This is a genomic window from Streptomyces sp. B1866, assembly GCF_031932565.1.
In the GTDB taxonomy this organism is placed as follows: Bacteria; Actinomycetota; Actinomycetes; order Streptomycetales; family Streptomycetaceae; genus Streptomyces.
Genome location: NZ_JAVSCF010000553.1, coordinates 1 through 942 on the forward strand (window position 1 = coordinate 1; position 942 = coordinate 942).

A 942-nucleotide genomic window follows, 5' to 3' on the forward strand; every position below is an offset into this window, starting at 1 on the left:
TGAGCTGCTCTGAGTTTGGTGGAGTCTCTGATGCCTGGGTTACCACCCGGGCGTAAGGAGAACCACCTGCAATGCCAGCACCACGGAAATATCCGGATGAACTCCGTGAGCGTGCCGTCCGTGAGGTCCGCTCGACGGGTCGGCCGGTTGCTCATGTCGCCCGCGACCTGGGCATTCACAAGGAGGCCCTGCGCGGCTGGGTCCGCCAGGCCGAGGCGGATGCCGGGGAGCGCGACGACCGGCTTACCAGCGCGGAGCGTGACGAACTGAAGGAACTCCGGCGGGGAGAACGCCGAGTTGAGGCGGGTGAACGAGATCCTGAAAGCCGCCTCGGTGTTTTTTGCCCAGGAGATCGACCGTCCCCGGACGAGGCCGGGCAGGTGATCGACCACCTGCGTGACGGCTTCGGGGTCGATCCCGTCTGCCGGGTGCTGGAGCTGTCGCCGTCGACGTACTTCGCACGCAAGCAGCGGCCGAAGCCGGCCCGCCGGCTGCGTGACGAGGAGCTGATTGCGCTGGTCACGGCAGCGTGGGAGGACTCCGGCCGTACCTACGGCGCGCGCCGGGTCACACGGGCCCCGGGCCCGTGCCGGCCACGCGGTGGCCCGCTGCACGGTCGAGCGGCTGATGCGCGAGCGGGGCATCGAGGGCGTCATCCGCGGACAGCGCCGCCGTATCACCATCCCCGAGCCGGCAGCCCCGCGGCCGCCGGACCTGGTCGACCGGCACTTCACCGCCCAGCGGCCGAACCAGCTGTGGCTGGCCGGCCTCACCTACATCCGCACCTGGCCGGGCTGGGTCTACGTCGCGTTCGTCCTGGACGCTTACTCCCGCCGGATCGCGGGCTGGCAGGCCGCCATCCACCTGCGCACGGACCTGCCGCTGGACGCGCTGGAGACGGCCTTGTGGCGGCAGAAGACCAAGAAGGACTCCGACCTGATC

The 942-nt window shown here is 70.0% G+C and carries 1 protein-coding gene and 1 pseudogene; both read left to right on the plus strand.

The genetic code is table 11. The features are described 5' to 3' along the window. Window positions 1-71: 71 nt before the first annotated feature. Window positions 72-224, plus strand: a pseudogene (locus RKE29_RS30905) (transposase); the annotation flags it as partial. Window positions 225-600: 376 nt separating this feature from the next. Beyond that, window positions 601-942 (plus strand): DDE-type integrase/transposase/recombinase (locus tag RKE29_RS30145; RefSeq protein WP_369016074.1); only part of this gene is annotated, 342 nt, incomplete at its 3' end.